Source organism: Streptococcus intestinihominis (assembly GCF_046824975.1).
In the GTDB taxonomy this organism is placed as follows: domain Bacteria; phylum Bacillota; class Bacilli; order Lactobacillales; family Streptococcaceae; genus Streptococcus.
Genome location: NZ_JBKQBL010000001.1, coordinates 110,753 through 116,933, shown reverse-complemented (window position 1 = coordinate 116,933; position 6,181 = coordinate 110,753). Strand labels below are relative to the sequence as shown.

Below are 6,181 nucleotides of genomic sequence, written 5' to 3'. Positions count from 1 at the left end.
CAATTGCCAGCGGATTCTGTTTTGGCCCATTTGAAATATTCTGGTTCGGTGACAGACACAGCGATTATCAACGATATTTATAAACAGTACCAAGTGTCTGCAAATATTCTACACGGAAATATTGAAATTTTGGATCATACCCCTGTTGGAGAGTTGGTTGTTATCCTGACTGGAGAAGCAGCCAATCTATCTGCAGCGCAACGGGATTTACAAGCAGCAGGTGTTTCTGTACGTGTCTTAAAAGAAGGGAGTAATGCATGATTGACTTTATTCAAACCTATCTACCAAATGTTTACCGGATGGGCTGGAGTGGCCAAGCTGGATGGGGAACAGCGATTTATCTGACCCTTTATATGACCTTTATCTCTTTTGTGATTGGTGGTTTATTGGGACTTATTGCAGGATTATTACTAGTCTTGACAGCACCAGGTGGGATTATCGAGAATAAATTGGTTTTCCATATCTTGGATAAAATTACTTCCATCTTCCGTGCGATTCCCTTTATCATCTTGCTAGCCTTGATCAATCCCTTTACTCGTATGATTGTCGGAACTGGGATCGGTCCTACAGCAGCCTTAGTTCCCCTATCCTTAGCTGTCTTTCCTTTCTTTGCTCGCCAAGTTCAAGTCGTTTTATCTGAGCTTGACCGAGGTGTAATTGAAGCGGCCCAAGCCAGTGGGGCAACATTTTGGGATATCGTTGGTGTCTATCTTCGTGAAGGTCTTCCAGATTTGATTCGTGTGACAACTGTTACCCTTATTTCCTTGGTTGGTGAAACAGCCATGGCGGGTGCGATTGGAGCCGGTGGTCTCGGAAACGTGGCTATTTCCTATGGTTACCAACGCTTTAATAATGATGTCACCTTGCTAGCAACCTTCTTGATTCTGCTTTTGATCTTCTTTATTCAGTTTATCGGTGATTTCTTGACCAAGAAAATTAGTCACCGGTAAGGATGGGTTAGGTACATGAACATGATACAGAAACATCAATTTAAGCAGGTTGCAGCCTTTGCAGGCTTGTATTTTCTTGCCATTGGTTTAGGCGTACTGCTTGGAAGTCTGGTTGACCATCGAGGGAATATGTTTTATGCTCCAGCCTTCTCTGCCCTAGTTGGTGGAGGGATCTATCGCGTCTATGTTGAGAAAATTCAACGGACAGGAGCTATTCTAGTAGTTGCTCTTGTGATTGGTGCTTTTTTCCTTTTCACTCGTCATGGAGCTGGAGCCTTTCTTCCTGCTCTTGTTGGGGGGCTTTTGGCTGAATTGGTCGCAGCCCGTGGCCGCTACCAGTCGAAGTTAGGCAATGCGCTGTCTTTCCTCCTCTTTTCCTTTACGACGACAGGGCCCATTCTCATGATGTGGATCCAACCAGCTAGTTATCGTGCTTCTTTACTAGCCCGTGGGAAGTCGATGGATTATATTGAACGCGTTATGGTACCGTCGAATATGGAGACGGTGAGCTGGTTTTTATTGACCCTTCTTCTTGGAGCTCTACTAGGTTATCTTCTGGGACAATTGGTCTATCAAAAGCTAGATAGAAAATGACATGATGGAGAAGAAATATGCACAATAATTTACTAGTCCTTCAGTCAGACTTCGGTCTGGTGGATGGGGCTGTCTCTGCTATGATCGGGGTTGCTTTAGAGGAATCGCCCACCCTCAAGATTCACCACTTGACCCATGACATTACCCCTTACAATATCTTTGAAGGAAGTTACCGCCTCTTTCAGACGGTAGACTACTGGCCAGAAGGGACAACCTTTGTTTCGGTGGTCGATCCGGGTGTTGGTTCCAAACGAAAGAGTGTGGTAGCCAAAACGGCGAAGAATCAATACATTGTTACTCCGGATAATGGAACCCTCTCTTTTATCAAGAAACATGTAGGGATTGTTGCTATCCGTGAGATTTCAGAGGTGAAGAACCGCCGGGCAAATACAGAGTTTTCTTATACCTTCCATGGGCGTGATGTCTATGCCTATACAGGATCTAAGTTAGCCAGTGGCCATATCAGCTTTGAGGAAGTGGGACCAGAACTCAGTGTCGAACACATTGTAGAAATCCCTGTAGTGGAAACTGTTATAGAGGACAATCTTGTCAAAGGAGCCGTTGACATCTTGGATGTACGTTTTGGTTCCCTCTGGACTTCGATTACTCGGGAAGAGTTCAATCATTTGGAACCCGAATTTGGGGAACGCTTTGAAGTGACCATCTACAACAATGATATGCTGGTTTACCAAAACCAAGTAACTTACGGCAAGTCTTTCGCAGATGTGCGTATTGGACAGCCAATCCTTTATATCAATTCCCTCTACCGTGTTGGTCTTGCTATCAACCAGGGATCCTTTGCCAAGGCCTATAATGTAGGAGTTGGGGCTTCTTGGCATATCGAAATTAGAAAAATGGAAAATTAATAGGAGATAAAATATGAAACAAAAACAAGCTTTTACAATTAAGGATGTTGTAGCCATCGGGGTTGGAGCGGCCCTCTTTGTGGTCATTGCGATGATCCCAATTCCAGCGCCAGCTCCAAATACCAACATTCAGTTGCAATACGCTCTTCAAGCCCTCTTTAGTGTGATCTTTGGTCCGATTGTTGGTTTCTTAATGGGCTTTATCGGTCATGCCATTAAAGATGCGATGACTTATGGCCTCTGGTGGACTTGGATCATTTCTAGTGGCTTGTTTGGACTCTTTGTTGGTATCTTCCGCAAGCAAATCGGTAACCTAAAAGGAGAAGTGACCAAGAAAGAATTGATCGTCTTTAACGTCGTACAAGTCATTGCCAACTTGCTTATTTGGGGATTGATTGCTCCGATTGGGGATGTGATGATCTACAAAGAAAGTGCCAACAAGGTCTTCCTACAAGGTGTTGTAGCAGGTTCTGTCAATGCTTTAGTTGTAGCTATTGCAGGTTCTCTTCTCTTGATTGCTTATGCACGGACTCAAACAAAAGATGGAAGTTTGTCTAAAGACTAATCATAAATAAGAAGATAAAGTCTGGGAAACCAGGCTTTTTTTGTTTAGCAAAAATATTTTTTACAAAATGTAAAATATATGTTGCAAAATATAAAATATAGTGTATAATAGAGTTATAAAAACAAGAAAGGAAAAGCTTGTGGCGAAAAATCTCAAATTAAAAATGGCCCGGGTCGAGCATGATATGACCCAGGGGGATCTTGCAGATGCCATCGGGGTGACACGCCAGACCATTGGCCTGATCGAGGCAGGGAAGTACAATCCGACCCTCAGCCTCTGCCTTGCTATTTGTAAGACCTTGGATAAGACGCTGGATCAACTGTTCTGGGAGTAACAGTTTTAACATAGAAAGAGGAAGAAAATGAAACAAAAGAAAGAACCAATTGTAAAAGATGAACGGACCATGCTGCTTGATGGAAAAATTGCAGGGGAACTTGTTTTAGGAATGACCTGCTTTATCGCCCTATCAGCCTTTGTGAAAGCTAGTATTCTGGATTTAGCCCTAGTAGCTTATATTCCAGAGCTCATTTTGTTGATTGTCATGGGAGTTTATGCCTTTGTGAGAAGGATCAGCTCAGGGATCGACATTCGAGATATGTTAGAAAAAGATAGCTGGTTCAGCCGCATCGGGTCAGGCATCTTATTTGCCTTATTTGTGATCGCAACGGATGTGATTGGGAAGCGCGAAACGATGAGCTTTATGTTCAGCCCCAAGTATCTGCTCAAAATCGTCCTTGCCATTTTAGTCTTTGCCCTTTTGACTTATCTGTTAGAGAAACCACTTGCTCTTATCAATCGGAAAAAACAAAAGAAGATTGAGGCAGAGTTAGAGGATTAAGGGGAGAACTTAAAAAGTTTTTTAAGAATTTGTATAAAAGTCTGGAATCCCAGGCTTCAGATTGAAGATAAAGTCATATTAAAAACTTTCCTTAGGTGAGTACGGACGTCAGCGAACTTCTTCGAAGTTCCAAGACTAATTATTGAGCCTAAGGTCTCAATAATTCCGAGTGCCTGAAACGTTATTGTTTCAGGCACTTTTCTCACAGCGGAAAGTTTTGGTATTTTTTGAATCGATTTAAAAATTGGAACTCATTTTTATTTCTTTGCAGAATCGCTTAACTTATTTTACTTTAAAATAGTTTGTCTACATTCTAAAGTCTGGACCCCCAGGCTTTTATTTTTCAGTCAAATAAATTGCATTCGTTTTCTCGGGAGAGTATACTGGTATAGTTGAATGAAAAATTCTGATAATTTAATCTTAGAAAAGAGAATCTTATGGCAAAACCTATTCGTGTTTTACTTTACTATAAATATGTTCCCATCGAAAACGCAGAACAATTTGCGGCAGACCACTTGGCTTTCTGTAAATCAATCGGGCTCAAGGGACGTATCCTAGTTGCTGATGAAGGAATCAACGGAACCGTTTCTGGTGATTACGAAACGACGCAAAAATACATGGACTATGTTCACAGCCTTCCAGGTATGGAAGACCTTTGGTTCAAGATTGATGAGGAAGAAGAGCAAGCTTTCAAGAAGATGTTTGTACGTTATAAGAAAGAGATTGTCCACCTTGGATTAGAGGATGATAACTTCGATAACGACATCAATCCCCTTGAAACAACAGGTGCTTACTTGTCTCCAAAAGAATTCAAAGAAGCTCTTCTAGACGAAGATACAGTTGTCCTTGATACTCGTAACGACTATGAGTATGACCTTGGCCATTTCCGTGGGGCTATCCGTCCAGACATCCGCAATTTCCGTGAGTTGCCACAATGGGTCCGTGATAACAAGGAAAAATTCATGGACAAGCGTGTCGTAGTTTACTGTACAGGTGGCGTTCGTTGTGAGAAATTCTCAGGTTGGATGGTGCGTGAAGGCTACAAAGATGTCGGTCAATTGCACGGCGGAATTGCAACCTACGGAAAAGACCCAGAAGTTCAAGGAGAACTATGGGATGGGAAAATGTACGTCTTTGACGAGCGAATTGCTGTCGATGTCAACCATGTCGATCCAAGCGTTGTTGGAAAAGACTGGTTTGATGGAACACCATGTGAACGCTATGTTAACTGTGGAAATCCTTTCTGTAACCGTCGCATCTTGACTTCAGAAGAAAACGAAGACAAGTACCTACGTGGATGCTCCCATGAGTGTCGTGTTCATCCACGCAATCGCTATGTAGAAGAACACAACTTGTCACAGACAGAAGTTGCTGAACGTTTGGCCGTTATCGGTGAGACGCTTGATGGAACTCTTGCATAAGTTAAAAACAGCCTTTTGGCTGTTTCAGATTGAAGACAAAGTCTTTTGAAAAACTTCCCTTAGGTGAGCACGGACGTCAGCGAACTTCTACGAAGTTCCATGACTTAGTTTTGAACCTAAGGTTTCAAAACTCCCGAGTGCTTGAACCACAGTGGTTCAAGCACTTTTTCTCACAGCGGAAAGTTTTTCATCTTCTTTAATGACAAAAAAATATAAGTCATGTTTTGAAAGTCATCTAGCTGTTTAATGTAGCACAATAGTTTGTCTACATTCAAAAACAGCCTTTCGGCTGTTTTTTCTATGGAAAGTCATGAAAATTTGTGCTATAATTTGGTAAGCGATTACAAAAAGGAGAAAACAAATGTCAGTTGTGTTTTCAATTCGAAATAAAAAGAGTATGTTTGGCTATCAAAAAGTGATGCCAGCTAAAGATGTATTGAATTTGGTGGAAGGAGTTCTTACCTACAGTTTTGAGGAAGCCATGCTTGGTCGCTCTCTCAAAGATTTTCCAGCCATGATGTGTATCCGCTATGGCAAGAGCTGCTTGCCCATCATCCTTCGTTACCTGGATCAAGAGCATGCTTATCAGTTCATCCTTGCAGATTTTGCCACCCTTGAAGATTGGCGACTCATCTTGGAATGGCTCAGTGCCCTAGCTCGCCAGTTGGGGAATGAGATTCACGATAATTTGGGAACCAGCTATGACGCAGATTCTATTTTCTCTTTTGACTATGAGAACTATTTGCTGAAGAATCTACAGAATCTAGAAAAAGATCCAGAACTTCATCAATATCAACTTCAGGGATTTGCTCATTCTGTGATCTTGGATCGTGAGCTCCTTCGTAAAATTTTAGACTCCGCTCAACCTTTAGAGGAGTTCAGTCAAGTGGTTAAAAAGGTTCAATACAGCTCCGCCTTCTTTAGTCAAGTTCGTTTCTACCGTCAGA

At 42.1% G+C, this 6,181-nt stretch carries 9 protein-coding genes; all 9 read left to right on the top strand.

The genetic code is table 11. The features are described 5' to 3' along the window. Positions 1-261: NIL domain-containing protein (locus ACLOR3_RS00635; RefSeq protein WP_412036885.1), on the top strand; the 261-nt coding region annotated here is incomplete at its 5' end. Continuing rightward, positions 258-950: a methionine ABC transporter permease gene (locus tag ACLOR3_RS00630; RefSeq protein WP_006595735.1), complete on the top strand. Its 693-nt coding sequence runs from the start codon at positions 258-260 to the stop codon at positions 948-950. The genes ACLOR3_RS00635 and ACLOR3_RS00630, both read left to right, overlap by 4 nt. Positions 951-965: 15 nt before the next feature. Then, complete coding sequence (locus tag ACLOR3_RS00625) at positions 966-1,544, top strand: MptD family putative ECF transporter S component (protein WP_411399989.1); 579 nt, start codon at positions 966-968, stop codon at positions 1,542-1,544. Positions 1,545-1,561: 17 nt separating this feature from the next. Next, the gene (locus ACLOR3_RS00620; RefSeq protein WP_411399988.1) at positions 1,562-2,410 is read left to right on the top strand and encodes an SAM hydrolase/SAM-dependent halogenase family protein; all 849 of its coding nucleotides are present in this window, start codon (positions 1,562-1,564) and stop codon (positions 2,408-2,410) included. 13 nt (positions 2,411-2,423) lie between these two features. Further along, entirely contained in the window at positions 2,424-2,975 is a 552-nt protein-coding gene (locus ACLOR3_RS00615; protein ID WP_048691672.1) for an ECF-type riboflavin transporter substrate-binding protein, read from the top strand. 139 nt (positions 2,976-3,114) lie between these two features. Further along, the gene (locus tag ACLOR3_RS00610) at positions 3,115-3,309 is read left to right on the top strand and encodes a helix-turn-helix transcriptional regulator (RefSeq protein WP_003005328.1); all 195 of its coding nucleotides are present in this window, start codon (positions 3,115-3,117) and stop codon (positions 3,307-3,309) included. Positions 3,310-3,336: 27 nt separating this feature from the next. Continuing rightward, positions 3,337-3,813 (top strand): DUF6773 family protein, encoded by a 477-nt coding sequence (locus ACLOR3_RS00605; RefSeq protein ID WP_129270153.1) that lies wholly within the window; start codon positions 3,337-3,339, stop codon positions 3,811-3,813. Positions 3,814-4,250: 437 nt separating this feature from the next. Continuing rightward, entirely contained in the window at positions 4,251-5,234 is a 984-nt protein-coding gene (gene trhO, locus ACLOR3_RS00600; protein WP_140814263.1) for an oxygen-dependent tRNA uridine(34) hydroxylase TrhO, read from the top strand. A gap of 361 nt (positions 5,235-5,595) precedes the next feature. Beyond that, positions 5,596-6,181: DUF4299 family protein (locus ACLOR3_RS00595; protein ID WP_412036884.1), on the top strand; the 586-nt coding region annotated here is incomplete at its 3' end.